Consider the following 23,878-nt stretch of genomic DNA (forward strand, 5'->3'; position numbering starts at 1 on the left):
CAATCACAGATAGTCACTTGAGGTGTTTTTCCTGCGGTTTGCGCGCTAATCGCTTGCAGAAAAGCCTGACCGCTTCGTCTAAAGGTTATAGCGGCTGCTTATAACTACCGATTATCGACCAATATCAAAACTTTTTGATATTGGCCTTGCGGGGATATCCGCCCGTCACTAGACTGCTGGCCTTATGAACCTACCCGTGCCCTCCCTGCGTCCTGACGACGGCGATGAACTGGCAGCCTTGTGCAAGGCCGCTGGTGATCCGTTACGCCTGAACGTATTGCGCGCACTGGCCAACGACTCTTTCGGCGTACTGGAACTGGCGCAGATCTTCGCTATTGGCCAATCCGGCATGAGCCACCATTTGAAGGTCCTGGCCCAGGCTGACCTGGTGGCCACCCGCCGCGAGGGCAATGCGATTTTTTACCGCCGCGCCCTGCCCCACACCGAGCTGCTCGGCGGCAAACTGCACGCCGCGCTGCTGGAAGAGGTGGACAGCTTGAGCTTGCCCGGCGACGTGCAGTCGCGCATCAGCCAAGTTCACGGACAACGCGCTGCCGCCAGCCAGGATTTTTTCTCACGGGTCGCCGAGAAGTTTCGCGCCCAACAAGACCTGATTGCCGGCTTGCCGCAATACCGCGAAAGCGTACTGGCGCTGTTGGACAAACTGGGCTTCAGTTATTCGGCCACGGCGCTGGAAGTCGGCCCTGGCGATGGCGGTTTCCTGCCGGAGCTGGCGCGCCGCTTCAAGCAGGTGACGGCCCTGGACAACAGCCCGGCGATGCTCGAACTGGCGCGCCAGTTGTGCGAGCGCGAGGCGCTGGGCAATGTCAGCCTGCAGCTGGCGGACGCGTTGAACGACACAAACCTGCGGGCCGATTGCGTGGTGTTGAACATGGTCTTGCACCATTTCGCCGCCCCCGCCGACGCCCTCAAGCAGATGGCAAATTTGCTGCAACCCGGCGGTAGCCTGCTGGTCACAGATTTATGCAGCCACAACCAGAATTGGGCCAAGGAGGCCTGCGGTGATCTCTGGTTGGGTTTTGAACAGGACGATCTGGCCCGTTGGGCCACCGCTGCGGGACTCGTTCCCGGGGAAAGCCTCTATGTAGGTTTACGTAATGGTTTCCAGATTCAGGTCCGCCATTTTCAGCGGCCGGCTGGCGACACTCACCATCGGTAAATATCAGGAAAACATCGAGATGAGCGAATACTCCCTTTTCACCTCCGAGTCCGTGTCTGAAGGGCATCCGGACAAAATCGCCGACCAGATTTCTGATGCGGTGCTGGACGCCATCATTGCTGAAGACAAGTTCGCCCGTGTGGCGTGCGAGACTCTGGTGAAAACGGGCGTGGCGATCATCGCCGGTGAAGTCACCACCACCGCGTGGGTCGATCTGGAACAGATCGTGCGCGACGTTATCACCAAGATTGGCTACAACAGTTCCGACGTCGGCTTCGACGGCGCGACCTGCGGCGTGATGAACATCATCGGCAAGCAGTCGCCCGACATCAACCAGGGCGTGGACCGCGCCAAGCCTGAAGATCAGGGCGCTGGCGACCAGGGCCTGATGTTCGGCTACGCCAGCAACGAAACCGAGGTGCTGATGCCGGCGCCGATCACCTTCTCGCACCAGCTGGTGCAGCGTCAGGCCGAGGCCCGCAAAAACGGCCTGCTGCCGTGGCTGCGTCCGGATGCCAAGTCCCAGGTGACCTGCCGTTACGAAGGCGGCAAAGTCGTGGGTATCGACGCCGTTGTACTGTCGACCCAGCACAACCCGGACGTGTCCTACGCCGACCTGCGCGAAGGCGTGATGGAGCTGATCGTCAAGCACGTGCTGCCGGCCGAACTGCTGACCAAGGACACCCAGTTCCACATCAACCCGACTGGCCAGTTCATCATCGGTGGCCCGGTGGGCGACTGCGGCCTGACCGGCCGCAAGATCATCGTCGACAGCTACGGCGGCATGGCCCGTCACGGCGGCGGCGCGTTCTCGGGCAAAGACCCGTCCAAGGTTGACCGTTCGGCGGCCTACGCCGGTCGTTATGTGGCCAAGAACATCGTCGCTGCCGGCCTGGCCGAGCGTTGCGAGATCCAGGTTTCCTACGCTATCGGTGTAGCCCAGCCTACGTCGATCTCGCTGAATACCTTCGGCACCGGCAAGATCAGCGACGACAAAATCGTCAAGCTGGTGCGCGAGATCTTCGACCTGCGTCCATACGCGATCACCACCATGCTTGACCTGCTGCACCCGATGTACCAGGAAACTGCAGCCTACGGCCACTTCGGCCGTACCCCTGCGCAGAAGACTGTCGGCGACGACACCTTCACCACGTTCACCTGGGAAAAAACCGACCGCGCCAACGACCTGCGCACGGCCGCCGGCCTGTAAGCACGCGCTGCCCCAAAAGCCCCGCCGGGTTCGCCCGGCGGGGCTTTTTATTGCCTGCGCAACAGGCATTACACATTTGGCGCCCTGAGTTCCCGACTGGGCGACAAACCCGGCGACTGCCAGCCACACGCCAAAGACCTGCATAGCAAGATTGACGTGGCGCAGGCCAAGAACGACGTGCTGAGCGTGAAGGCTTTTAAAGCCGCACGAGAGCAGGTCAACAAAGGTTGTAACAAACTGGCCGAGTCTTAAGCCAAAGTCGACGCCAGGCAGCAAACACAGGAAGCCAAGATGGATAAGAACGATGCGGTGAAAGCGTTGGGCGGCCTGTTCAAGTAATTCGAAACACCCGGTAAAAAGCCCCGCGCTGTCGGGGCTTTTTTGTGGCCGCCTGGATCACTTAGGCTGGGCGCCCCTTCCGAGCAAGGATGCTCATGATGCGTTTATTGATTGCTCTGTTACTCAGTGCCTTGCCCTTTCTGGTGTGGGCAGAAGACTGTCCCGAGGACGCCCGATCACAGGTCGGCGCGCTGGCCAGGCAGATCACGCTGTGGGATGACAGCTACCACCGGCTCGGCCAATCTCCGGTCAGCGATGAACTCTACGATCAGGCGCGCCACCGCCTGGACCACTGGCGAACGTGTTTCCCCAAAAACAGCCTGACGGCTGACAAGCCACTCGCGAGTTCGCGGGGCACACGGCCTCACCCGGTCGCGCATACCGGACTTGAAAAGTTACTGGATGAGCAGGCTGTCGATGAATGGCTCAGGACGCGGCAAGACGTATGGATTCAGCCCAAGGTCGATGGTGTTGCGGTGACGCTGGTCTATCGCCAGGGCCGGTTGAGCCGGCTTATCAGCCGGGGTGACGGACGCCTCGGCCAGGATTGGTCGACTGCCGCACGCCGGATCCCCGGCATTGTCCAGCAACTGCCGGAGCCCATCGACCTGGTGCTGCAAGGCGAACTCTATTGGCGCCTCGACGCTCATGTGCAGGCGAAACAGGGCGGGCTGAATGCTCGCAGCAAGATGGCCGGGTTGATGAACCGCCTTCAGTTGAGCGACACCGATGCCGCGGGGATCGGGCTCTTTGTCTGGGCCTGGCCTGACGGCCCGACCGACTTCAACGAGCGCCTGACCACTCTCTCACGCTGGGGCTTCACCGATAGCCATCGCTACAGCCAGCGCATTCAAAACATCGCTGAAGCCTCACACTGGCGCAGTTACTGGTACAACCATCCCCTGCCGTTTGCCAGCGATGGCGTGGTATTGCACCAGGCTGTGCATGCGCCCGGCAAACGCTGGCAAGCCAGCGCTCCCTACTGGGCGGTCGCCTGGAAATACCCGGCCGCCAAGGCGCTCGCGCTGGTGCGTAACGTGCGGTTCAACATCGGCCGCACCGGGCGTATTACGCCCATTCTTGAGCTGGAGCCGGTACGGCTGGATGACCGGCACATCCACCGCGTGAGCGTCGGCTCCCTGAAACGCTGGCAAGTGCTGGATATTCGCCCCGGCGATCAGGTGTCCATCAGCCTTGCCGGCCATGTTATCCCCCGCTTGGAGCACGTGATCCTGCGCAACGAGAACAGGGTGGAAGTACGAGTGCCCGATGCGCGTAATTTTCACGCCTTGAGCTGTTGGCAACTGGACCCTGGTTGCGAGGAGCAATTGCTGGCCCGCCTGACCTGGCTGAGCGGCAACCAAGGCCTGGCCATGCCGCATATTGGCCGCGAAACCTGGAACATATTGATCCAGGCCGGTCTAATCGCCGGCATTCTCGATTGGTTGACCCTGGATGCGGCAGAGCTTGCTAACATTGACGGCTTCGGCGAACGCAGCCGCGCGCGGGTGCTCGATAGCATTCAAAACGCTCGGCAACGTCCCTTTGCACAATGGCTCAAAGCCTTGGGTGTACCGCCCTCGGCACGTAACGACCTGGACGGCGGCTGGCAGACCCTGGCCGCCAGAGACACCCAGGCCTGGCTGGCCACCGATGGCATCGGCCCGGGCCGCGCAGCGCAATTGAGCGCCTTTTTTCGCGACCCGCAAGTACAGGCGTTGGCTCAGACACTCCGCGAGGCGGGGATAGACGGGTTCTAACCTGGCCCGACCATTTTTTAACCAACGGCAGAATTCATCCTGCCATTTGATTGCACCCTGGAGCCTTTATGAAATTTCTTGCCCCTTTTGCCTTGTTAACGGTTGCAAGCTTCATGGCAACACCCCTGCTGGCCGCTGAAGAGGTGCCGGAACTCACCGGCTGCGCCGCCAAGCGCCAAGCCATCAGCGCTCAGATCGAACAAGCCAAGGCCCACGGCAACAGCCAACAACAGGCTGGCCTGGAAAAAGCCCTGAGCGAAGTCACCGCCAACTGCACCGACGCATCCCTGAGGAAAGAACGCGAAAACAAGGTGCTCGACGCCAAGCACGAAGTCAGCCGCCGTCAGGCCGACCTCGACAAGGCGATGAAAAAGGGTGACGCAGACAAGATCAACAAGCGTAAGGACAAGTTGGCGCAGTCACGCAAAGAGCTGCAGGACGCTGTTGAAGAACTCGACCAGTAAACCCGGTCAGTGATCCCGAAACTGTTTATGGCAAGCCGTGCAGGCATCTTCGACTTTCTGCACCGCAGGCCCCAGGTTGCTGGCTTTGTAAGGCTGCACCTGGCTGGCGATCACCAGTTCACCGGTGGCCGTTTCAAGGTTTCGGGCCAACGCCTGGAACCGTGCCTGCTGTTGCCACACGCTGTCCTTGGCGCTGGTGTGATCTTCTTCGCGCACGCTCGGGAAATGCTTCCACGGTTCGTGGGACAACGCGTCAAGCTTGACCGCGCCTTCGGCGAACTTCGCGCCATCGAAAGGGATGCGCCCACGCAACATGCCGCCCAGGTCTTCGCCGGTCTTGAGCATTTGCTTGAAGATTGCCTTGCGCTGACCCAGGGGTGAATTCGGATCAACACCGCCACAAGCGGATAACGTCAGGCAGGCCAGCAATACAACGGTCAGTCTTTTAAAAGTCATGATGGCTTCAGGTCACGGGAACGGCGGCCAGTATCCTCGCCCCGCCCGTAAAGACCAATAGCCCTATTAATAATAGGGGTTGCCCAAACGCGCTGCGGCGCGGGCAATCGCTTCAGGAAGTGTTTGTATGAATGTCACCTTGAAACCCTGGAGCCGCCGCCTGGCGTGGGCTCTGCCGATCATTGCACTGCTGGCCGGCTGCGATGGCAACAAAGACGCCGGCAAAGATGAAACCGTTAAACCCCATGCCGTCGCCACGTATGTGAGTGCACCGTGGGAAGCCTTGCCGGCTGTTTCCGACAGCGACCTGCTGGCCGGGTTTGAGTCCTGGCGCAGCGCCTGCCAACGCCTGAAGGCCGACCCGATCTGGGGTGCGACCTGCGCAGCAGCGACCAGCGTGCCGGGCAACGCTCCGGCGGTGCGCAGCTTTCTCAAGGAGCGCCTGGACGTATTCGGCCTGCGCTCGGCCGACAACACGCCGAACGGCCTGATCACCGGCTACTACGAACCGGTCTACCCCGGCAGCCTGACCGAAACCGCCACTGCCCATGTGCCGGTGTACGGGGTGCCGGATGACCTGATCATCGTCAACCTGGAAAGCATCTACCCGGAACTCAAGGGCAAGCGCCTGCGCGGCCGCCTCGAAGGGCGTGTGCTCAAGCCATATGACGACGCCAGCACCATCAACGGCCAGGGCTCCACCGCCAAGCCGATTGCCTGGCTGACCAACCCGATGGACCTGCAGTTCTTGCAGATTCAGGGCTCGGGCCGCATTCAACTCGCCGGCGGGCGCCAACTGCGTGTGGGGTATGGCGACCAGAACGGTTACCCGTACCGCCCGATCGGCCGTTGGCTGGTGGAGCAAGGCGAGCTGAAAAAAGAAGACGTGACCATGGGCGCCATCAGCGCCTGGGCCAAGGCTAACCCGCAACGTATTCCACAACTGCTGGCGAGCAACCCCAGCTACGTGTTTTTCAGCGCTCGCCCGGACAGCAATGAAGGCCCGCGCGGCTCACTGAATGTGCCGCTGACGGCGGGCTACAGCGTGGCGGTGGATCGCAAGGTGATTCCGCTGGGCAGCCTGTTATGGCTGTCGACCACCAAACCTGACGGCTCGCCCATTGCCCGACCCGTGGCCGCACAGGACACCGGCGGTGCAATCACCGGCGAAGTGCGCGCAGACTTGTTCTGGGGCACCGGTGATGCAGCGGGCGAGTTGGCGGGGAATATGAAGCAGCAGGGCCAGATCTGGATGTTGTGGCCCAAAGGCGCAGCGTTGCCACACGTACCGGATGCACCTGCCGGTACCTGAGTGCTACTGACAGGCGCGACTCATGGTGCTGGGCACGCGTGTGTGGCGAGCGGGCTGGTGTGACTAGCAGACCTAATGTGGCGAGCGGGATTGATGTGGCGAGCGGGCTTGCCCCGCGTTGGGCTGCGAAGCGGCCCTAAAAAAATACACACCGCGTTCTTTCTGAAAGAACTCGGCGCTTTTAGTGGGGCCGCTTCGCGCCCCAACGCGGGGCAAGCCCGCTCGCCACCACAAGCCCGCTCGCACACCCATTCCGCTCGGCACAACAAAAAACGGGCTCGGCACAACAAGCCAGCTCACACGAGAAATCGCATCAGGCCTTAGATCGAGACAAAAAAGAAACTCGCAATCAATGCCATGCCCAATGCCCAGACCAGCGAACGCAGCATCGCCCAGTCCGCCAGGTAGCAAATGATGTACAGCAGCCGACTGGTGATAAACAGCACCGCCAGCACATTGATGGTCACCAGTGACGCCGTGCCAGCCAAGTGCGCAATGATCACTGCCGCCGCAAACGCCGGCGTCACTTCAAAGCTGTTGAGTTGTGCACTGTGAGCGCGCTTGGCGAACCCATCGAGGGTGTCCAGGAAAGCCCGAGGGTCATGGTTCTGCCGAGGCCCGAACTTGCCGCCGCTGAACTTGGCCACACCCGTGCACAGATAAGGCAGGAAAATTGCGATCAACACACACCAGAAAGCCACCGTCATCACTGATTCCTTTTGTAGTTTTAGCCAGCGGTTAGAGTTTTAGCACTAAAAATGCCACACCGCACTTAACCGCTATGAACCGCGCCACCGCCAAAGGTTCTACCGGCCTTTTGCCCCATGGCCTGCAACATCCCGCCACTGCTGCGGTCCATCCACCCATTAACCAACGCACACTCCACCTTCCAAGGACCCCGGATGCTTGAACTTGTCGCCGCCTTCATTTGCCTCACCACCCTGCTCACGTATGTGAACTTCCGTTTTATCGGCCTGCCGCCCACCATCGGCGTGATGGTCACCGCCCTGCTGTTCTCACTGATCCTGCAAGGCCTGAGCTTCATCGGCTACCCAGGCCTGGAGGAGCGTATTCAGCAATTGATCGGCCAGATCGACTTTGGCGATCTGTTGATGAACTGGATGCTTTCGTTCCTGCTGTTCGCCGGCGCCTTGCACGTCAACCTGAATGACTTGCGCAGTTATCGCTGGCCCATCGGTCTGCTGGCAACCTTTGGCGTGTTGATTGCCACCGTGGTTATCGGCAGCCTAGCGTTTTACATTTTTGCCCTGTTTGGCTGGCACGTGAGCTTCCTCTACTGCCTGCTGTTCGGCGCGCTGATCTCGCCCACCGACCCGATTGCGGTGCTGGGCGTGCTGCGAACCGCCAACGCATCGAAACCGCTGAAAACCACTATTGTCGGCGAATCGCTGTTCAATGATGGCACCGCGGTCGTGGTGTTTACCGTGCTGTTGGGCATCGCGCAGTTGGGTGAAACGCCAACCGTCGGCGCCACGGCCATGCTGTTCGCCCATGAAGCGATTGGCGGCGTGGTGTTCGGCGGGCTGATCGGCTACCTGGTGTACTTGATGATCAAAAGCATCGAGCAGCACCAGATTGAGGTCATGCTGACCTTGGCGCTGGTGATCGGCGGCTCGGCGCTGGCCACCGAACTGCACGTCTCGGCACCGATTGCGATGGTGGTTGCCGGCCTGATCATCGGCAACCTGGGCCGCAAGCTGGCGATGAACGACATGACCCGACGCTACCTGGACGGTTTCTGGGTTTTCCCAAAGGGGTCAGAAAATCCTCAATTCTTGTCACATCGAGAGGGGGCGTACAACGCCACTTGAGCTGACAATCCCCCTCTATTCCTGCCAGGCTGACTACACTAACCGCCATACCTGCAACACCCTTCAAACCCCAAACTATCTAGGTCGTGGTCACTGCCCAGCCAAGACGCCTGACACATTCCCCCCGAGCCTTCCATCGGACAGGTGATCCTAGGTGAAACATCCTGCTGGAAAACACCCCCTACAAGTGTATATTCATACAGTAGTGCTTTATGGCAGAGACTATGGAAGACCCTAGGCATAATGCTGGAAAGGTGCTTATATCGATGATTGATGTCATGTAGCCACCAACAAGGATGGGGAATTAGCTTGGCCACTCTTACCGATAAAGAAATAGACGCCCTGAAAATCGTGAATTTTATATTTCACGTGGTACATCACCGGGCCGACGATCCCATACTTTTTGACGACACGCCCCTAGGGACATTCGAGCCGTTCTTCATTGAACGTATCAAAGAAACTCTAAAAGGCAATAAGTTCTCTTTCGCTGAAATATCCCAGGTCAAGGCAAAGCTGAAAGGGTGGGAGAAAGGCGAGTCTGATTTTGTCGACGTTTCTAAGAGCCTAGCACGTCAATTTCACCGACTTGGTGATAGACGGATGAAATCAGGGGTGCTAATTGTTATTGGGTTGGTTACAGGAAACAAGAAATTCTACTCGCTTATTAAATATGACTCTGAAAAGGTAGTAACATTCCAGACGCAGGGAGCTAAAGCCATACTCCAAGCTGTAACTAATAACTTTACGGAGTCACCAAAAGCTCTTCAAAAGTCCGCGCTAATTGATTTGGATTCGCATGACTCCGAGGTAGTAATCATCGACAAGATGAGTCGCTCCGGAATTAGCGATTTTTTCAAAGAATTCCTAGGTGTGGAGCGCCTGCGAAACTCCAAGGAAATGACAGCGGATTTTGTCAAAGCGATAAAAAAGACTGTCAGAGCGCATTTAAGCGACCTACCGCCCGCCATCACCTCTAAGGTTGCTGAAAAAGTTATTGAGATAGCGAAGAAGCGCAAGGAGTTTGAGGTCGAAGAGTTTTTCACCGACTTTTTTGGCATCAATGGCGGAGATGAAATTAGAGAAACTTTCAACAAAGATTTGGAAGATCTCAACCTGACAGGTGAGGTATTTGCTTATGATAACGATGAACTACCAACCAATGAAGCGAAAAAATACGTAACAAGCGAAGGCATAACCATCAATATGCCTGCACGGGCAAAGGGAAGTTTAACTATTGAAAACAAAAAGGATGAAACTGTCATTACTATTCGTACAAGTCGTTTGCGTGAATCATGAAACAGCTAGCGCTAGAACTTCGCAGTTTCTTTGAGCGACTTACTGCGTCGGGTGGTTCTGCGCAGGTCGAAACCGCAACTGTTCTTCGAATTGATGAAGTAAGCGTTACTTCCTCCGATTTTGTCCGAGAATTGAAAGATCTTACCTTGCGCCTTGGCTCTGAGGGCATCGGAACGATAGAGCTTTTCGGAGAGGTGTCCGATAGCATCGACATCAAGGATTTCGATTTAGCGGATGTAGAGAATGACAGACTAACGGTCATCCTGGAAAAACCAGCGAATGATGGCTGGTGTTATTTTCTCACCATTAAAGGTTTCGAAAATTGGCTGAGGACAAATCAATTTTCAACACAGAACTCACAGAAAAAGATGTGTGTATGGGTTGCAGGAGAAACTTTTGAGTTTTCTACTCATCAGTTTTTAGTGAAAGAAATTGGTGGGGATAAAAATTTACCGACCGCCACTCAACATCCTGAAAAGCCTTGGAAGACGGTACGGGATCTTACCCACTCCCTTACCCCTCAATCGCTTGAGCCATGGCTGCTCACTGCTGAGCCAATTTCTGAAAGCGACCCTTTTTCGGCCTGGAAACGCGTGGCGGTGGAAAAGCTTTCATTTTGCTTGCCTGCTGAGATTCGCAAGGAAGATGATGAGACTCACGTAATATTCCGAGGCGGGCGCTCGCTCCCCATACCTATAGACCAGCCTATTAACTGGGCTGATATCGAGTTTGAAACACTTCACGACACCTGCCAGTGGATCTACTCTACCCCTAGGGAGTCTGAAACGAAATTTCAACTTTTCAACAACCACATTGCTATCAACTGGATTAGTGGGACAACATGGCCATCTGGCTCAACGACGCTATTAAAAAATAGTCTCTCCGGGGCCAAGGAAGCGTTCGCCTTTCATCTCCAGGATCAAAGCAAAGAGGCTGTCAAAAGCCTGGGGGATCTGCGCAAGGGTTTGCAGGAAGAGGTTAATAAGACACAAACTGCGACAAGGGATTTAATATCAGCTCTCTGGCGTGATTTCGCGGTGGCGGGTGTTGTCTTAGCTCTCAAGACTCCGATAGCGACTACAGGCGTAGCCGATACAGCAACCACTATTCTTTATCTCGGCGTTTCTGTGCTTCTCATATTAAGCATAGTTATCAACACTCTATCAACCTTGCGTTTTAACAGCCTTGCTGACAGCAGTCGAGAAGGATGGCGGAAGAAGATCTACAACTTCATGTCTGCGGACGACTGGAAGCGTTTGGTTGAAAAACCTATATCCTCCGGACGTACAGTTTACTGGCTTGCTTGGGCTGTGTGTTTCTGTCTGTACGCAGCGATTGTCCATTACTTCCTATCACTTGCGGCACCTAGTTTTGTAGCGAGTTACATCAATTATTATTTTTTCTGCGCGTGGAACTACATTTCAGCCTTTTTTTCATAAAGCTATAATACAACTACGGTTGGCTTTTTATGGTTGCAGGCTGAGGTAAGAGTTGTAGTCACCTTTGTCCGTATCCCGTTGCTCAGCGTAATGTCCCCAGATAGGGTCATTAAGCCTAAAAATGACGGTTAATGTGCCGTATTGGGGACATTAAATTTGCATCTCAGAGCACCCTACCACTAGGTCTCGACTCTAATTGGCAGTTAACTTTCTGATTCGCTGGGCTCTTGGCGAGCCCAGCGCAAGCTAGCTATCGACATGAATTGCCTAATAGCCAGCGCTCCACGTTCATTTCTGGCTTTCGACCCAGGTAAGGTCAGCGCTGCCTCTACCTTGGCACGACTCGCTTCGTACATTGCAAATGCGTTGAACTTAGAATCAAGCAGCACCAAAAGCACAATATCGAAGGGCTGTCGTAGATCAATTGCACCCATACGGCCAGTAATCTTTAGCGGGTTCAGGATACAGCGGCCCTTGATCTGGATTCTCGCGACGCCATCTTCCAGCGTCTCTGTAGCGTCGTAACCTGCTTGCCTTGCTGGATGTAGTGACAGCCCGAGTCTAGTAGCAGCTTCGTACTCTGCCACCTCGCCGGTCACGCCCAGCGGCTTGCCGGTGAGGCGATAGAATCTACGCGCGAGCACCTTGGCTTCTTTCAGAATCTCTAGGATTTCATCCTGTATTAATGCAGCCTGGTGAGGTTCCTGGCCATGACTGAGCTCAGTCATCTGCAAATGCCTCGAGCGCAGCGAGCAGCTTGGCTAGCTCAGTCAGGTTGGCTGCAGTCACGATGTCATATTCTCCTCGACTACTCAGCCGATACACCTCTCGTGCCTTTTTAACGCGCTCGAGAAGAGGGACGACGATGCCTGATGCCCGCTCTAGGAAGTCATTAATGTCCGCACGTGTTTGGGGAATTTTATAACCCTTAACGGCGCTAGAGATGATTACCCCCGCATCGCGAAGTTTTGCAACGCCACTGGAGCGAATTCTCTGGTCGTTGACCTCTCCGAAGCCACTATCTTTGAGGTGGGCAATGATCTCTGCAGTTGGCACGTAGTCTTTGGTGACGAATTCGCTCTGAAATCTCAGGAATCGTAAAATGCTTAGCTGCAGGTGCTCATTCTCATCAGGATGCTCCTCAACGCGCTCGCTAAAATGGTCTGCTTGGCGTAAAGCTTCCTGGTGTATTTGATAGTCTGCATATCCAGCCTCATTCGTTGGTGGCGGCAGAAGAGACTGGTACTTGGATGGCCACTCCAGCATTCCAAGAGTCAGGCTGCGGAGGATCTTCTTATAGGCAAGAACTGCTTCTTCCGATGCTTTCTCCTCGTAAATCTGAGCCACTGAGCCAGCAAAAAAATCTGCGACCTGAACCAAAACGTTGTCCTTACTGGCTACCGCCTGGAAGGCATCCTTATCGCCAAATAGGTCGTCGATGAACCGTTCTGCAACGTAGCTTTTGAGGCTCTCCTGAAATTCCAGGCCACCATGCTCGTCTACGATCATCTGAAGGTCTGGGTATGCGCGGAACAAACGATCATAGAGCAACCCGTTCACGTATTTTATGAACGAGGTTTTGATACGGAGGCCACCGTCTTTGTGAATTCGGGATTTATCAACGACAGTGAAATAGAGCTTGAATGGCAGCTCGGCTAGCTCGTTGAGGATTCGGGCACGGCGATCTGAATCCTTCGGCTTTAGATTGCTGGATTTGATCTCACCTGTTTGAAAATGACGCATGCGGAGTGCTTCAGCTTGGGTATAAGCAGCTTCCAGGTCTTTCTCTGCCACCAGAATGGAGCACACGATGAAGAAGCCCGAGCTTCCTCCCTTTGACGTATCAAGGTCGGAATTCCCGGACTCATCCACGAAGGCATATGTTCTGTCCATGAGCATGCTCCATCAACAACGTACTGAGCGCGGTGGGTCGCCCAATGGCAAGGTGGTGAACTTAGTTCGTCGCAGTGGTAGTGCCTGGAGCGGGGCCTTCGCTGAACGTGTAGTTGATGACCACGTCATTTCGGATCAAGACGTCGAGAGTTTTCTGAGTGCCTGTAGTCGTAACCTTCATGGTAACCACGTAGCTTTGAGCATGGGCTGAGCCATTGGTGTAAGTGTAGATCCACTTCTCGTCAGTCTCGCTGACTGCGCTCTTAGCGTAGGGCTCACCAAACAGCGACTTCAACTCAGTAGTCGTCGTTTTACCTTTGGTGATGCTCGCTACACTGGCCGACGGAAAGTCTCGCCCTGCGGTGTAGTGGGACGTAGCGCAACCGCCAAGTGCGACACAGATCCCCATTACTGCGATGAGCTTTTTCATATCCATCCTTGATCGTAGGAAGCTCCAAATCTAGCTGGCATCGAGGCTAAAAGCCATCACCAAGGTGATCAGCTACTTTCGTGCATTCGCAGATAATGCTTTGCACATGTAGCAAGCCGAGCCAGGGCAAAGCCCCCTGAACTGCTCCGTCTGAGAAATCAGAGGCGGCGCAGAGACTCGTTGATTTACTGCATAGCCCTGCTGCTCAAAAAAGCCTGACGCAGTTGTTGTCAGCAAATGAAATCGAGCGATTCCTTGCTCGGCGGCTATCGCTTCAATTATCCGAAGCACGGCGACACCGACCCCCTTCGATCTGTAGGCCGACACTACGACCAAGGAACGCAGCAACCCGTCCGTACCATGCGTTTCAAACCCTCCCCATCCAACAGTCTCACCATCCCGTGAGAACTCAAAAAAGGTTCGGCCTGGAAGATCAATATCGTCTGCTGGAAGGTCAGCAGATTTCAGCGCATCGCGAAAGCGCTGCCACTGTCCTCCGGCTATTTCCTTTGCCTGGATCATCATCTTCCCCTCCATCCTCTCATCTCCGTTATGCCGACACGCATGGAACGTTAGGGCACATGCCAAACAGCAGACATCATATTCGCTTTACCGAATATTCGCTAAAGCGTATATTCGATTTCCCATATGCATCGAATTCCACCATGAGCCCTGCTATCAAAGTGCTTTTCGTGTGCGTTGCCAACTCAGCCCGCTCCCTGCTTGCAGAGGCTTTGCTGCGGCACACCGACCCGCGCTTCGAGGCCTTCAGCGCAGGATCTGAACCGTCTGAGGTTGATCCGCGCACGACTCAAGCATTGGAGGCAGTTGGAGTCGATGCTACGGGCCTGCACAGCAATTCCATCAGCGAGTTTCAAGCTGATCGATTCGATTACGTAATCACTCTTTGTGATAAATCCGCAAGCGAGTGCCTACCAATGCCCAGTGCAGGTGAAGTCATTGCATGGGATTTTCCTGACCCAGTAACTAGCGATGATCCTGGCGCATTTCGCCACACGCTCCACGACATCCACGAGCGCATCAAGCTCTTCGTTTTGGTCAAGACCAAACACCTGGAGGATCTATGACAGAACCCTTGAACCCCACCACCTTATTCAAGTGCCTGGCGGATGACACCCGAGCAAAAATTTCGCTGCTTGTCGTGAGTGAAGGTGAGCTTTGTGTATGCGAGCTAACGGCAGCACTCGACCTGAGTCAGCCGAAGATTTCTCGTCATTTGGCGCTACTGCGCTCTGCCGGTTTGCTGTTGGATCGTCGCCAAGGCCAATGGGTGTACTACCGGCTGAATCCTGACTTGCCCACGTGGGTGACTGCAGTTTTGAAGGAAGTGGTAGACGCCAATCAGCAATGGCTAGAAACCGAGGCTAAGCGCCTCTGCGGCATGAACGACCGCCCGATCAACCAAGCCGTGTGTAGCTGATTCGCGCCCAACCGGATTAATGAAATGCTGATTGCCGTATTGATCTTTATCGCAACCATCGTCCTTGTCATCTGGCAACCCAAGGGGCTTGGGGTTGGCTGGAGTGCGATGTTCGGTGCCATCGTGGCGTTGCTGGCAGGCGTCGTTACCCTCGCAGACATACCGGAGGTATGGCGCATAGTCTGGAACGCTACCGGAACGTTCATCGCGGTCATTATCATTAGTCTGTTGCTTGATGAGGCAGGCTTTTTCAAATGGGCTGCGCTGCATGTGGCCCGATGGGGAGGCGGGAGCACCCGCAAGTTGTTCGCATTTATCGTCCTGCTGGGCGCAGCGGTGTCTGCCCTGTTCGCTAATGACGGAGCAGCGTTGATCCTCACACCCATTGTGATCGCGATGTTGTTGGCGTTGCGTTTTTCTCCTGCTGCTACGTTGGCATTCGTCATGGCAGCCGGTTTTATCGCGGATACGGCGAGCTTACCGCTGGTGGTTTCCAACCTGGTCAACATCGTTTCTGCCGACTACTTCGATATCGGCTTCAACGAATATGCTTCGATCATGGTGCCGGTAAACATCGTCAGCGTGGCGGCGACGTTAGCCATGCTGCTGTGGTTTTTCCGCAAAGATTTACCAAAGACCTATGACCTCAACCAACTGGACAATCCGGACGAAGCAATCCACGACCGGGCCACTTTTGTAGCCGGCTGGTGGGTGTTGGCACTACTCCTGATCGGCTTCTTTGTCATTGAGCCATTGGGGGTGCCAATCAGCGCCATTGCAGCGGTCTGTGCATTCATTCTTTACGTCATCGCGGCTCGTGGTCACGCCATCAATACAAGCAAGGTGCTCAAAGAGGCGCCATGGCAGGTGGTGATTTTTTCTTTGGGTATGTACCTGGTTGTTTATGGCCTGAAGAACGCCGGTCTGACCGACCACATCGCGCAGATCCTGAACGTGTTCGCCGGTTATGGCGTTTGGGGCGCGTCCCTTGGTACAGGGCTGCTAACAGCGTTGCTGTCTTCGATCATGAACAACATGCCCACCGTTTTGGTAGGCGCCTTATCCATTCATGCCGCCGAAGTCGATGGTGTTGTCCAGCAAGCGATGGTTTACGCCAACATCATCGGCTGCGACCTGGGCCCGAAGATCACCCCAATTGGGAGCTTGGCAACTCTGTTGTGGCTGCACGTGCTCGCCCGGAAAAATATAACGATCAGTTGGGGTTACTACTTCAAGACCGGGATCGTGCTGACCGTGCCCATCCTCGTCGCCACATTGTCCGCCCTGGCACTGCGCCTCAGTTTTTGAATCAAGGAAATCGTCTGATGAAAGTCTTGTTCATGTGCACCCACAACAGCTGCCGCAGCATTCTGTCCGAAGCGCTTTTCAACCACTTGGCGCCCGAGGGTGTAGAAGCCGTCAGCTCAGGAAGCTTTCCCAGTGGCAGGGTGAATCAACGGGCATTGCAAACGCTGGAGGCGGCGGGTATCTCCACGGCGGGCTTGAGCAGCAAGGCTTCGGATGCTTTTGAAGCCTCACCTCCAGACATCGTGATCACTGTCTGTGACCGGGCAGCGGGTGAGGCATGCCCAATCTTCTTTGGGCCAGCTTTGAAGGCGCATTGGGGTCTGGCCGACCCGTCTGACGCTAGCGGTTCGGAAGCCGAGATCACCGCAGCTTTTGAAACCACACTCGCCAAAATTCACGAGCGCGTGAGCGCATTTCTTGCGCTGCCACTGAAGACCATCAGCGCTGAACAGTTGAAAGCTGAACTGAACCGCATCGGTTCGCTTTAAAGATCAACCGAGGCGGCACCCAACCAGGCGCCGCCGTAGGAGTTTATATGCAAGACACATTGCCGAACGTACACGCCGACCTGATCGACATTCCGTCGCTGGAGCAACTGTCGCCTCGCACGCCTTCGCTCCATAAACCTCGCATTCTTCTGCTGTATGGATCAACGCGAGAGCGCTCATTCAGTCGGTTAGTCACGCAAGAGGCGGCACGCCTGCTGAATGAGTTTGGCGCTGAAACCAAGATCTTTGACCCATCGGGTCTGCCGCTTCCGGATGACGCTGCCGATACACATCCCAAGGTCGCAGAGCTGCGCGAGCTGATGCAATGGTCTGAGGGGCAGGTGTGGTGCTCCCCTGAGCGTCACGGTTCTATGAGTGCAGTATTCAAAGCCCAAATTGACTGGGTTCCGCTGGCGATAGGTGCTGTACGACCTACGCAAGGAAAGACCCTTGCAGTGATGCAGGTCTGCGGTGGCTCGCAATCTTTCAACGTGGTTAATCAGCTGCGCGTACTGGGCCGATGGATGCGGATGTTCACCATCCCAAACCAATCTTCGGTTGCCAAGGCATTTACCGAGTTCGACGAGGCAGGTCGTATGAAGCCGTCCTCGTACTACGACCGTCTCGTGGACGTGATGGAAGAGCTGATGAAGTTCACCCTACTGTTGCGGGATCGCCAGGATTATTTGGTTGATCGGTACTCCGAGCGTAAAGAGTCCGCCGAAGAGCTTTCCAAACGCGTCAACCAGCGCTCCATCTAACGTCAGTACGAGGAAGCGATATGAGCCAGATCACGATCTACCACAACCCCGAATGCGGCACCTCTCGCAACACCTTGGAGTTGATCCGTAACAGCGGGGAAGAACCGACGGTTATCGAGTATCTGAAGACCCCGCCTGATCGCACCACACTTGTCAGACTCATTGGGGATATGGGTATCGGAGTGCAGGCTCTTTTGCGTATCAAAGGCACTCCGTACGAGGAGCTGGGATTGGGCGATGCATCGCTGACTGACGAGCAGCTCATCGATGCCATGATGGCTCATCCTATCCTGATCAATCGCCCCATCGTCGTGACGCCGTTGGGCACACGCTTGTGTCGCCCGTCAGAGGCCGTTCTCGACCTTCTGCCTCAGGAGCAGAGCGGCAGTTTCGTCAAGGAAGACGGACAAGTCGTCATTGATGAGAATGGCAACAGGGTTTGATCCCACCCGAAGTACGTGGCCTTGGAGTCCCATTCGCACTCCACTTGGCCACCGTCTGCATTCGACCTAACCAGCAATTGCATCTCGTTTGACCTGCTCGCTTTGTCAACATCATAGCAAAGAGCGGCCAATAGCAGAGTCCTGATCATCCTGTTTCGCCCTTCCTCCTATCTGAAGCCAGTTTCGGCAAATAGCTGTTTATGAGCTTTCCGTCAAACGGCGCTTGCATAGGTATAGGGGGTATACCTATGATGCGCGTATGCACAGTCAAAGGGGGTTCTCCCATGGGCCATATAGCTTCAAACAAAGACGATCTTCTCAAGCGCGTGAAACGCATCGCGGGGCAAATCCAAGCCGTTGAGCGTGCACTGGAATCGGATGCCGATTGCGCGAAAACATTGCATCTCGTAGCTGCCACACGTGGAGCTATCAACGGATTGATGGACGAAATTATTGAGGATCACGCCAGAGAGCATGTAGCGAGCCCAACGCTTAGCGATGAAGAGCGCAACAAGGGTGTCGAAGAGCTTCTTGAAGCCATTCGCCGCTATTCCAAGTGAAAAATCTAGGTACATGCTCATGAGCAGCAGCCACAACATCGAAATTAATCACGTACATGACCATGTGTTCCTCGGGTCAGCACACGAAGAAAATGCCAAACGTACCCTTTGGGTTGTGGCGCTAACGGTGGTGATGATGGTCGGCGAAATCGTCGCCGGCTATATCACTGGCTCGATGGCTCTACTCGCCGACGGCTTTCACATGGCAACCCATGCAGGCGCTTTGGGCATCGCTGCAGTTGCGTACAGTTACGCAAAACGCCACGCCTCCAGCAGTCGTTATAGCTTCGGTACGGGCAAGGTTGGAGACCTGGGTGGATTTGCATCGGCGCTCATTCTCGGCATGGTGTCCTTGGTAATCGCCGTAGAGTCGGTCATGCGTCTTTTGCAGCCGACGGAGGTTCAATTCGGAACCGCTACGCTCATTGCGATTGTGGGTTTGATCGTAAACATTGTGAGCGCGCTTCTGCTTGGCCACGGTCACAGTCATGGGCACGATCATGATCATCATGGGCACGGCGATAACAACCTGAAATCAGCTTACGTCCATGTGATAGCGGACGCTCTGACCTCCGTCCTGGCAATTGCAGCACTGCTCGCTGGCCGGTATCTCGGATGGGTGTGGCTGGATCCGGTAATGGGCATTGTGGGCGCCATAGTTATTGCGCGTTGGGCATGGAGTTTGATGGGCGTCACCTCGGCTGTACTGCTGGATCAAACTGATGAGCACGTTGCAGATGAAATCCGCGAGCTGGTAGAGAAGCCGGGTGATGCAACCATTACAGACCTGCATGTCTGGCGGGTCGGGCCAGAGGCGCATGCGGCTATTGTCAGCGTCCTCGGCGAATCCACTTTGAACGCTGAAAGCATTCGTGAACGACTGAAGCCTGTCCACGAAGTCAGCCACCTTACGGTCGAGTTTCGATTAGTTTGATTCACCGGCTCCCCAACCTCGACTTCATAGGAACTCCTAATGCCACTAGGGAAACGTGAGCTTGCGCGTATCGAACGTCGATTAATTACTACCCTCACCGAAGCGTGCGAAACAGCAAAAGGGGAGATCGAAGGATTTACGTGGCTCACTCACACCGCCGACCTGAATGCGTTGAGTGAAACCCTCAAGGTAGTCTGGGTGTTCGAAACACTGGCTGACAAGAAGCTCGCCCAGGCTATAGCGAAGGCGCGCATTGTTGAGTTGACCTCTATCGCGTTGAACGAGGCCGACATCGATCTGAACCTTTCAGACCGCTATGTCTGCTTTGACTCTGAGGAGGAGTGCCAGCGCACGCATGGTGGCAACTGGAAAAATCGCCTTGCTCAATCAGGCGCGACTAAAGGGGACTGACAATGGCTAAAGAAATCGAAAATCCCTGTATCTCGACTTGCCAGCTAAGTGGTGATCTCTGTGTGAGTTGCGGGCGCAGCAAGGAAGACATTAGAAAGTGGAAACGCATGAAGCGGCCTGAAAAAATGGCAGCTGTGCAAAGAGCGAACGTGCGATTGAAAGGGCTGAAAAAAGCGCAAGGTTAGTCACTTCCACAGGATGACCGTTGCCCGAGCTGTGCTCAAGCAGCTGCAAGGCCACCTCACTGCCGAAGTCTGATAGTCACAACGCACAGCGAGTGAACCTACTGCGATGCAACCTCAAGCTTGGGGAAAAGAATGGGTTCCAACGGAGGGGTTGCCTGACACAGCCCAAGCCTCCAGTAACCGACGTCGTGCCATTTTCCAAGCTTGAAGCCCACTTCTGGATACGTCCCAATGTGTACGAATCCTAGCGACTCGTGCAGACCGACACTTCCTTCATTGGGCTGCGCAATTCCGGCGTAAGCTGCGCGAAACCTCTGCTTTTCGAGAATCGGAAGCAAGGTTTCATAGAGTTCACGGCCAACGCCCTGCCGGCGAGCCGACTCGGCTATATACACCGTCACGTCCACAGCCCATCGGTAGGCCGGACGAGCGCGATGCTGGCTTGCGTAGGCATAGCCCTTGATCTCCCCACCTTCTTCGGCCACCAAGTAGGGATATGTCAAAAGCGTTGTCGCTATTCGCTGAGCGATTTCCTCAGCGCTTGGCGGAATCTCTTCGAACGAGATGGCCGTTGTCGAAACGATGGGGGCGTAAATGCGCTGGATGGCTACAGCGTCTGCTACCGTCGCCGTACGGATTTTCAAAGCCATGCAAGTCGTCCCTGATTCGAAAGCTGAACATTACCCTTTTTAGATCAGCCTTGGACATGGTCGAAATGTGAAGATGTTATGAGCGCCACCATTCGCCTGAGTAGTTCAGCTAGGCCTCTACATCGATCTGACTGATACGACCTCAACATATTTGTACTTCTTCCTTGCAGCCCTCACGGCCTCCTGCTCCGCAAGCAACGAGCTCAACGTATCAGCCTCGTGAATCAACTCGGTCATTTTCCCCTCAAACTCGTTCCCAACCCGGAGCGTGACCCGCAGCCTGGGCGTAAACGCCTTCGTCACTTTCTTCTTGGCTAGTGGAGCCTCTGCGGGCTTCGTGAAAACGATCTCTGGCACAGGCTCCAGCACTAGCGGAGTAGAAACTTGCTCCTTTGGCTGAGGCGTACCAAAAAGGGCACGACGCATTTCTTCTTCGGTTAATTCAGAGTTCATAGAGCATCTCAAAGGGGTGGCACTTCACTGGTAAAATTCTACAAGGATTGCTGCTGACCGGCGTCCATCGGGAAACTGCTTGGACGTTAAATCCCCAGTTCGATTTCAATACATGAGCCTCGCAGGGCACGCGAAAGCTGCGCCTTTGGTAGCAATGTGATGAGCCCATCAACCAAGCTGCTGGCGTGACGAGCGTATAAGGTGACTGTGCCTGCAGCCCGAATTCGACCCGGTACGAAGGCACCGACTCGTTCCTGGGCAATTTTCAGTATATTCAAGACTTCTTGGCTAACCTTGTCGTGGGATAGATGCTCAACGACTGGTCTGGACGGGCACCCGGCGCGGCTCCACATTTCTATGACAGCTTCGAGGAGTCCGTCTGAGCCAAGATGCTCGAGGGCCATTTCCCATAGCTGACCTTCCTGCACCATATCCAGGCGAGCCCTAGTCATAACGGAGTTCCAGCAAAATGAGGCTCTTTCTTGATTGCGAGTTCACCAAGCTCTCAGCCACAGCGAAGCTGATATCACTCGCACTGGTTAGCTGAAAATGGACGCGAATTCTACGTGGAATTGCTCGACACATGGCGAGAGGAAGATTGCAGCGACTTCGTCATAGAGATCGTTCTTCCGCAGCTCTGGGGCGGTGGCAATGCACAACCCATTATCAGGGCAAGAACTGCACTGCTCGATTACCTAGCCTCGTTCGACGAAGTCCTGGAGATTGTCACAGACGCTCCACAGTACGACTGGGAGCTTTTCTGCGAACTCGCATATGACAATGGTACATGGCCAAGGAACGTTCGGAATTACCCCACCGATGCAACCACTCTAGATGCCTCAAGTGACGGGGCTCCGCTTCCGCATCACGCTCTTCTTGACGCCCGTATCATCGCTAGCATGTTCACCGAAAGCGATCTGAAGAAAGGGTAATGAAGTCCTAAGAGGCCAAGGTGAGCTAAAGCTGTCTTTCACAGCAAACCTTCCTGAGGCATTTTCAACCTGGTGCTGGTCATTCAAAAATCAGGCCTGTTCGGACTTGCTGGTCAAATACCTACGAATAGTAGTTTTAGACAGACCCAACGCTTCCGATATCTCAGTCACTGACACTCCCTCACTGTTCAGGCGATTTGCCTCTGCGGCTTTCTGCGCTGCTCCGGATCGCGCCGGTCGACCAGGAGGAAGCTTCCCTGCACTTACCAACGACTCCATCTCAATATCTACGCTGTCCTTTTTTATCCTATTTAGTTGCTTATTCAGACGCTTCAGCCCCTCCCTAAGCGGCTCGTTGGACTGTAGACACGTCGCCATGAGAATCAATGAGGCCGGCTCAACCTCAAGCAGCGCTGCGAGACGAATGAGCACATCAATCGTGATGTTCACCTCCCCACGCTCAATCCGGCCCCAATAGGAACGGTCAATAGTGATCAGGTTTTCTTGCGTAAGACCTTTTTTTCTACGCAGTGCTCGCACCACTACAGCTAGGGCTTCTGCGGCCTCCATGACATTTCCCCACGCAAATCGAGGATAAGGCCATATTGCGACGCACCATAACACGGGCTATGATCCGTATTACGGCGCTATCAGCGTTTTTGAGGCCTGCTTTTCGATGCATATACATCCGTAAGCGGAGCTAAGCACCTTGCTTGCGGCAGCCATCTGCTCGAGTGCGAGCGACAACAAGCGGGATTGAATTGTCAATTTCCCGGTTATTAATGAAAGGAAGCCCTATGGCTAGCGTCGAAGAACCCGACTTCATGAATGCGCCACGGACACCACTTGAGGGCCTGTCGAGCACCTCTGCAGCTCGAGCTTTAGCAGTCGAACGCTTTCCTAAAAAGCCTTACTGCCTAGTCCGCGACTGGACAATATTTCGCATTGAAGTCACCCGCGACGAACTCTTCAAATGTCATGCAGCGGGCCAGCTCCCGATGATCCTGTTTGCTCACAACGTGGCCGAGGACAGCCAAGGCCGTTTCGAACGCGGCGATTGGGTTCGTTCAAGCATGTGCACCGGTCTCCACGACGGTATTGCGTTCGAGACCAGAAACTCTGTTTACGTATTGATTGGCCCTGGTCATGAACAGCTCGCAAGCCTGAAAGACGTTTTCTCCCTCTTCTAACCTGCGCTCTATATCGGAGCCCCTTCAGGCCAAGGACATACGATGTTTAGAACACACGACGCCGACATGCTGGGCCTACCAGGCATGTTCGGTGAGGGTCAGTACCAATGGCATCAGGTATCCAAAGTGCTTCGTAATCACTGGTATCACGTAACCGTCCAGGCCAAGACCAAGGGCCGAATTTCAGAGGCGGTTCTGATGATCGACAGCGAACCACGGCTTCAGCAACTGCTGATTGCCCAGGACTCGGAGACGATCATCACAGAGGTGCAAGTTGTCACACCTGCCCACATGAATGGCACGGGAGTTTGGCGCATGGAGAAGCTGACCAAAGTGACGCTTGGTGAAGACCAAAACGAGTGTGTTGTGTGCCTGCTAGAGGTGGAGACCGGCTCCAAATACCACAGCTCTCACCAACCTAGCTTCAACACTGATGTGCTGAGCAACCTTCGTCCGATCTATCACGCAAACATGATTCGTACAGCCTGAGATTTACCAAGATTTCTGCACG

The 23,878-nt window shown here is 55.1% G+C and carries 28 protein-coding genes and 3 pseudogenes; 22 read left to right on the top strand and 9 right to left on the bottom strand.

What is annotated here, in order from left to right:
• The first annotated feature begins 184 nt into the window (after window positions 1–184).
• The 5 genes and pseudogenes from AC19YS_RS23210 (at window position 185) to AC19YS_RS23230 (ending at window position 4,953) form a co-directional block, all read left to right on the top strand.
• Window positions 185–1,180, top strand: a complete 996-nt coding sequence (locus AC19YS_RS23210; RefSeq protein WP_200622147.1) for an ArsR/SmtB family transcription factor — start codon at window positions 185–187, stop codon at window positions 1,178–1,180.
• Between the two features lie 19 nt (window positions 1,181–1,199).
• Window positions 1,200–2,390 (top strand): methionine adenosyltransferase, encoded by a 1,191-nt coding sequence (gene metK, locus AC19YS_RS23215; RefSeq protein ID WP_099234792.1) that lies wholly within the window; start codon window positions 1,200–1,202, stop codon window positions 2,388–2,390.
• A gap of 78 nt (window positions 2,391–2,468) precedes the next feature.
• Window positions 2,469–2,729: pseudogene (locus tag AC19YS_RS23220) on the top strand (hypothetical protein); the annotation flags it as partial.
• Between the two features lie 95 nt (window positions 2,730–2,824).
• Window positions 2,825–4,489 carry an NAD-dependent DNA ligase LigB gene (gene ligB, locus AC19YS_RS23225; protein WP_500602734.1) on the top strand — a complete coding sequence of 555 codons (1,665 nt, stop codon included), beginning with the start codon at window positions 2,825–2,827 and terminating at the stop codon, window positions 4,487–4,489.
• Window positions 4,490–4,557: 68 nt separating this feature from the next.
• A complete protein-coding gene (locus AC19YS_RS23230; RefSeq protein ID WP_106575630.1) occupies window positions 4,558–4,953 on the top strand; it encodes a DUF1090 domain-containing protein in 396 nt (131 codons plus the stop codon).
• Window positions 4,954–4,959: 6 nt separating this feature from the next.
• On the opposite strand, the gene AC19YS_RS23235 is transcribed toward AC19YS_RS23230, so the two are convergent.
• On the bottom strand, window positions 4,960–5,409 hold the full coding sequence (locus AC19YS_RS23235) for a c-type cytochrome (protein ID WP_106575631.1): 450 nt from the start codon (window positions 5,407–5,409) through the stop codon (window positions 4,960–4,962).
• 127 nt (window positions 5,410–5,536) lie between these two features.
• On the opposite strand from AC19YS_RS23235, the gene mltA reads away from it, so the two are divergent.
• A complete protein-coding gene (mltA, locus tag AC19YS_RS23240) occupies window positions 5,537–6,721 on the top strand; it encodes a murein transglycosylase A (protein ID WP_124418637.1) in 1,185 nt (394 codons plus the stop codon).
• Window positions 6,722–7,041: 320 nt separating this feature from the next.
• Here the strand turns inward: mltA and AC19YS_RS23245 are convergent, their stop codons facing one another.
• Window positions 7,042–7,428: an MAPEG family protein gene (locus tag AC19YS_RS23245; RefSeq protein ID WP_106575634.1), complete on the bottom strand. Its 387-nt coding sequence runs from the start codon at window positions 7,426–7,428 to the stop codon at window positions 7,042–7,044.
• Between the two features lie 195 nt (window positions 7,429–7,623).
• Between AC19YS_RS23245 and AC19YS_RS23250 the strand changes: the two are divergent.
• From AC19YS_RS23250 to AC19YS_RS23260, 3 genes and pseudogenes are all read left to right on the top strand, one after another.
• Window positions 7,624–8,484 (top strand): annotated as a pseudogene (locus AC19YS_RS23250) (cation:proton antiporter); the annotation flags it as partial.
• A gap of 378 nt (window positions 8,485–8,862) precedes the next feature.
• Window positions 8,863–9,849, top strand: coding sequence for a nucleoid-associated protein (locus tag AC19YS_RS23255; RefSeq protein ID WP_064361252.1), 987 nt, complete (start codon window positions 8,863–8,865; stop codon window positions 9,847–9,849).
• Window positions 9,846–11,288 carry a hypothetical protein gene (locus tag AC19YS_RS23260; protein ID WP_064361253.1) on the top strand — a complete coding sequence of 481 codons (1,443 nt, stop codon included), beginning with the start codon at window positions 9,846–9,848 and terminating at the stop codon, window positions 11,286–11,288. The genes AC19YS_RS23255 and AC19YS_RS23260 overlap by 4 nt, the downstream gene beginning before the upstream one ends.
• Window positions 11,289–11,491: 203 nt before the next feature.
• On the opposite strand, the gene AC19YS_RS23265 is transcribed toward AC19YS_RS23260, so the two are convergent.
• From AC19YS_RS23265 to arsN2, 4 genes are all read right to left on the bottom strand, one after another.
• On the bottom strand, window positions 11,492–12,016 hold the full coding sequence (locus AC19YS_RS23265; RefSeq protein ID WP_064361254.1) for a hypothetical protein: 525 nt from the start codon (window positions 12,014–12,016) through the stop codon (window positions 11,492–11,494).
• Window positions 12,009–13,181 carry a DUF3800 domain-containing protein gene (locus tag AC19YS_RS23270; protein ID WP_064361255.1) on the bottom strand — a complete coding sequence of 391 codons (1,173 nt, stop codon included), beginning with the start codon at window positions 13,179–13,181 and terminating at the stop codon, window positions 12,009–12,011. Before AC19YS_RS23270 ends, AC19YS_RS23265 begins: the two co-directional genes overlap by 8 nt.
• 61 nt (window positions 13,182–13,242) lie before the next feature.
• Window positions 13,243–13,611 (bottom strand): hypothetical protein, encoded by a 369-nt coding sequence (locus tag AC19YS_RS23275; protein ID WP_038443869.1) that lies wholly within the window; start codon window positions 13,609–13,611, stop codon window positions 13,243–13,245.
• 72 nt (window positions 13,612–13,683) lie between these two features.
• Window positions 13,684–14,136 (bottom strand): arsenic resistance N-acetyltransferase ArsN2, encoded by a 453-nt coding sequence (gene arsN2, locus AC19YS_RS23280; protein ID WP_256673683.1) that lies wholly within the window; start codon window positions 14,134–14,136, stop codon window positions 13,684–13,686.
• 140 nt (window positions 14,137–14,276) lie between these two features.
• On the opposite strand from arsN2, the gene AC19YS_RS23285 reads away from it, so the two are divergent.
• The 10 genes from AC19YS_RS23285 (at window position 14,277) to AC19YS_RS23330 (ending at window position 20,142) form a co-directional block, all read left to right on the top strand.
• Window positions 14,277–14,699: an arsenate reductase ArsC gene (locus tag AC19YS_RS23285; RefSeq protein ID WP_158879130.1), complete on the top strand. Its 423-nt coding sequence runs from the start codon at window positions 14,277–14,279 to the stop codon at window positions 14,697–14,699.
• The gene (locus AC19YS_RS23290) at window positions 14,696–15,052 is read left to right on the top strand and encodes a metalloregulator ArsR/SmtB family transcription factor (protein WP_053177965.1); all 357 of its coding nucleotides are present in this window, start codon (window positions 14,696–14,698) and stop codon (window positions 15,050–15,052) included. The genes AC19YS_RS23285 and AC19YS_RS23290 overlap by 4 nt, the downstream gene beginning before the upstream one ends.
• Before the next feature lie 24 nt (window positions 15,053–15,076).
• Window positions 15,077–16,360, top strand: coding sequence for an arsenic transporter (locus AC19YS_RS23295; RefSeq protein ID WP_007247284.1), 1,284 nt, complete (start codon window positions 15,077–15,079; stop codon window positions 16,358–16,360).
• Window positions 16,361–16,377: 17 nt separating this feature from the next.
• Entirely contained in the window at window positions 16,378–16,848 is a 471-nt protein-coding gene (locus AC19YS_RS23300; protein WP_099455476.1) for an arsenate reductase ArsC, read from the top strand.
• A gap of 47 nt (window positions 16,849–16,895) precedes the next feature.
• Entirely contained in the window at window positions 16,896–17,609 is a 714-nt protein-coding gene (gene arsH, locus AC19YS_RS23305) for an arsenical resistance protein ArsH (RefSeq protein ID WP_038443860.1), read from the top strand.
• Window positions 17,610–17,629: 20 nt separating this feature from the next.
• Complete coding sequence (arsC, locus tag AC19YS_RS23310) at window positions 17,630–18,052, top strand: arsenate reductase (glutaredoxin) (RefSeq protein WP_038443859.1); 423 nt, start codon at window positions 17,630–17,632, stop codon at window positions 18,050–18,052.
• 284 nt (window positions 18,053–18,336) lie between these two features.
• Window positions 18,337–18,612, top strand: coding sequence for a metal/formaldehyde-sensitive transcriptional repressor (locus AC19YS_RS23315; RefSeq protein WP_080725266.1), 276 nt, complete (start codon window positions 18,337–18,339; stop codon window positions 18,610–18,612).
• 19 nt (window positions 18,613–18,631) lie between these two features.
• Entirely contained in the window at window positions 18,632–19,546 is a 915-nt protein-coding gene (gene dmeF / locus AC19YS_RS23320; RefSeq protein WP_038443855.1) for a CDF family Co(II)/Ni(II) efflux transporter DmeF, read from the top strand.
• Window positions 19,547–19,585: 39 nt separating this feature from the next.
• Window positions 19,586–19,957 carry a hypothetical protein gene (locus AC19YS_RS23325; RefSeq protein ID WP_038443854.1) on the top strand — a complete coding sequence of 124 codons (372 nt, stop codon included), beginning with the start codon at window positions 19,586–19,588 and terminating at the stop codon, window positions 19,955–19,957.
• Window positions 19,958–19,959: 2 nt separating this feature from the next.
• On the top strand, window positions 19,960–20,142 hold the full coding sequence (locus tag AC19YS_RS23330; protein ID WP_080727717.1) for a DUF1289 domain-containing protein: 183 nt from the start codon (window positions 19,960–19,962) through the stop codon (window positions 20,140–20,142).
• A 98-nt stretch (window positions 20,143–20,240) separates the two neighbouring features.
• Here the strand turns inward: AC19YS_RS23330 and AC19YS_RS23335 are convergent, their stop codons facing one another.
• Complete coding sequence (locus tag AC19YS_RS23335; protein WP_038443853.1) at window positions 20,241–20,792, bottom strand: arsinothricin resistance N-acetyltransferase ArsN1 family B; 552 nt, start codon at window positions 20,790–20,792, stop codon at window positions 20,241–20,243.
• A gap of 117 nt (window positions 20,793–20,909) precedes the next feature.
• Window positions 20,910–21,245: a hypothetical protein gene (locus AC19YS_RS23340; protein WP_038443850.1), complete on the bottom strand. Its 336-nt coding sequence runs from the start codon at window positions 21,243–21,245 to the stop codon at window positions 20,910–20,912.
• Window positions 21,246–21,714: 469 nt separating this feature from the next.
• Here AC19YS_RS23340 and AC19YS_RS23345 point away from each other — a divergent pair.
• A pseudogene (locus tag AC19YS_RS23345) lies at window positions 21,715–22,177 on the top strand (3'-5' exonuclease family protein).
• A 90-nt stretch (window positions 22,178–22,267) separates the two neighbouring features.
• On the opposite strand, the gene AC19YS_RS23350 reads toward AC19YS_RS23345, so the two are convergent.
• The gene (locus tag AC19YS_RS23350; protein ID WP_050499464.1) at window positions 22,268–22,747 is read right to left on the bottom strand and encodes a helix-turn-helix domain-containing protein; all 480 of its coding nucleotides are present in this window, start codon (window positions 22,745–22,747) and stop codon (window positions 22,268–22,270) included.
• Between the two features lie 227 nt (window positions 22,748–22,974).
• On the opposite strand from AC19YS_RS23350, the gene AC19YS_RS23355 reads away from it, so the two are divergent.
• Together AC19YS_RS23355 and AC19YS_RS23360 are read left to right on the top strand one after the other, a co-directional pair.
• Window positions 22,975–23,367: a DUF6957 family protein gene (locus AC19YS_RS23355; RefSeq protein WP_051903165.1), complete on the top strand. Its 393-nt coding sequence runs from the start codon at window positions 22,975–22,977 to the stop codon at window positions 23,365–23,367.
• Between the two features lie 42 nt (window positions 23,368–23,409).
• The gene (locus AC19YS_RS23360; protein WP_158879131.1) at window positions 23,410–23,856 is read left to right on the top strand and encodes a hypothetical protein; all 447 of its coding nucleotides are present in this window, start codon (window positions 23,410–23,412) and stop codon (window positions 23,854–23,856) included.
• Window positions 23,857–23,878 lie beyond the last annotated feature (22 nt).

It is taken from the genome of Pseudomonas sp. MF08831, from assembly GCF_059862645.1.